Annotated in this window: 2 protein-coding genes and 1 pseudogene; all 3 read left to right on the top strand. The window is 59.3% G+C overall.

Going from position 1 to position 2,609, the window contains the following annotated elements:
- Positions 1–147: pseudogene (locus ACOVQ0_RS06340) on the top strand (IS3 family transposase); the annotation flags it as partial.
- 110 nt (positions 148–257) lie between these two features.
- On the top strand, positions 258–1,790 hold the full coding sequence (istA, locus tag ACOVQ0_RS06335; RefSeq protein ID WP_421881659.1) for an IS21 family transposase: 1,533 nt from the start codon (positions 258–260) through the stop codon (positions 1,788–1,790).
- Positions 1,780–2,574: an IS21-like element helper ATPase IstB gene (gene istB, locus ACOVQ0_RS06330; RefSeq protein ID WP_333790727.1), complete on the top strand. Its 795-nt coding sequence runs from the start codon at positions 1,780–1,782 to the stop codon at positions 2,572–2,574. Before istA ends, istB begins: the two co-directional genes overlap by 11 nt.
- Positions 2,575–2,609: the final 35 nt, after the last annotated feature.

Here is a 2,609-nt window from a genome sequence, read left to right as displayed (position 1 = left end):
AAAACCCTGACGACACCGATGGCGCGGCGGGACGCGGTTCTGCGGGCGATGAAGGGTCATCCGATCTCTCAACGCCGGGCCTGCGTCCTGATCGGTGTCGATCCGAAGACGGTGCGGCGCGACAGGCCGCCCGATAACCCGGAAATGTTGATTTTCATCCAGAACTGCGCCGTTTAGGCGGATAATTTTCACTGAGAACTGAGCCATGTGAACCTTTCCCCAAAGCGGTGAGCGGCGGGGGCAACGGAGTGATCCACATGGGACTATTGAACATCATCCGACGGATGCATTTGCGGCAGAAGCTGTCGATCCGCGAGATCGCACGGCTGACGGGAGTGTCGCGTAATACCGTGACCAAGCATCTGGCGGCGAACACGATCGAGCCAAAGTTCGCGACGCCGGAGCGGCAAAGCAAGATCGACCCCTTTGCCGAGAAGCTGGCGGGCTGGCTGAAGACCGAAGCCGGGAAGTCGCGCAAAGAGCGGCGCACCGTGAAGCAGTTGCATGCCGATCTTGTTGTGCTTGGCTTCACCGGTTCCTACCCCCGGGTGGCGGCTTTTGCGCGACGGTGGAAGGCAGATCGGCAGCGCGAACAGCAGACGACGGGGCGCGGAACCTTTGTGCCGCTGCATTTTGACCCCGGCGATGCCTTCCAGTTCGACTGGAGCGAGGATTTTGCGGTTCTGGGCGGCGAGCGCACGAAGCTGCAGATGGCGCATATCAAGCTGTCGCACAGTCGGGCTTTTCTGCTTCGGGCTTATCCCTTGCAGACCCATGAGATGCTGTTTGACGCTCACTGGCACGCATTCAGGGTTTTCGGCGGAGTCCCGGGGCGGGGCATCTACGACAACATGCGCACGGCGGTTGATCGCGTCGGCCGCGGCAAGGAGCGGCAGATCAACATGCGCTTTCTCGCCATGACAAACCACTACGTCTATGAGCCGGAGTTTTGCAATCCGGCAGCGGGTTGGGAGAAAGGGCAAGTCGAGAAGAACGTTCGGGATTCCCGTCACCAGATGTTGCAACGGATGCCAGACTTTTCAGACCTTGCCGCGCTGAATACCTGGCTGGAAGCGCGATGCCTTGAGCTGTGGCGGCAGACCCCGCATGGCAAACAGTCTGGCACGATCGCCGATGTATGGGCCGAAGAGCAGGCCGCGCTGATGCCGTTGCCCATCGCGTTTGATGGCTTTATCGAGTTGAGCAAGCGCGTCTCACCCACCTGTCTGATCAGCTTCGAGCGCAATCGCTACAGCGTTCCGGCATCCTTCGCAAATCGACCGGTCAGCCTACGGGTCTATCCGGACCGGCTGGTTGTGGCGGCTGAGGGCAGCATCCTGTGCGAACATGCGCGCGTGATCCAACGCAGTCACAATCTGCCTCCACGGGCGATCTACGACTGGCGACATTATCTGGCAGTCGTTCAACGCAAGCCCGGGGCTCTTCGGAATGGGGCGCCATTTCTGGAATTACCACCTGTCTTCAGACAGTTGCAGGATCACATGCTGCGCAAGCCGGGCGGTGATCGCGAGATGGTCGATATCCTCGCCCTCGTGCTCCATCACGACGAACAAGCCGTTCTCACTGCCGTAGAGTTGGCACTGACCGAGGGCGTACCGACAAAGACCCATGTGCTGAACCTGTTGCACCGGTTGGTCGACGGCAAGGTGATCGGCGTGCCGCCACTCGATACTCCACAGGTACTGGCCCTTCACCGTGAACCCGAGGCCAATGTCGAACGCTATGACGGCCTACGCGCCCAGATAGCCGGAGGCCGCCATGCGTCATGATCCCGCCGCTGGCGCTATCGTCATCATGCTGCGTAGCCTGAAGATGTATGGGATGGCACAAGCCGTAACCGATCTGATCGAGCAGGGCGCACCGGCCTTTGAAGTGACCATACCAATGCTGTCGCAACTGCTGAAGGCCGAACTGGCCGAACGCGAGGTTCGCTCAATTGCCTATCACATGAAGTCCGCTCGCTTCCCGGCCTACAAGGATCTCTCTGGCTTCGACTTCACCGCCAGCGAGATCAACGAGGCCACCGTCCGGACGCTGCACCGCTGCGAGTTCATGGACGGCGCCCAGAACATGGTCCTCATTGGCGGCCCGGGAACCGGCAAGACCCATGTCGCAACAGCCATCGGCATCCAGGCCATCGAACATCACCGACGCAAGGTCCGCTTCTTCTCCACCATAGAACTGGTCAACGCGCTTGAACAAGAAAAGGCCAAGGGAAAGGCAGGCCAAATCGCAGAAGGCCTGACCAAGCTTGATCTCGTGATCCTTGATGAACTTGGTTATCTGCCGTTCAGCGCATCAGGCGGGGCACTGCTGTTTCATATGCTGAGCAAGCTCTACGAGCGCACCAGCGTCGTGATCACCACCAACCTGAGCTTCAGCGAATGGGCTATGGTCTTCGGTGATGCAAAGATGACAACCGCCTTGCTCGACCGCCTTACTCACCGCTGTCACATCCTTGAAACCGGAAACGACAGCTTTCGCTTCAAGGCAAGCTCAGCCGTTGCAGCCCGCAAAAAGAAGGAGACAAACACGCCCTTGACCCCAGCATGAACCAAAATCCATAATCAGAGGTGGCTCACTTCTCG

The organism is Novosphingobium sp. (assembly GCF_049240505.1).
Lineage (GTDB): Bacteria > Pseudomonadota > Alphaproteobacteria > Sphingomonadales > Sphingomonadaceae > Novosphingobium.
The sequence above is the reverse complement of the archived record's forward strand: the minus strand, read 5'-3'. Positions and strand labels throughout refer to the sequence as shown.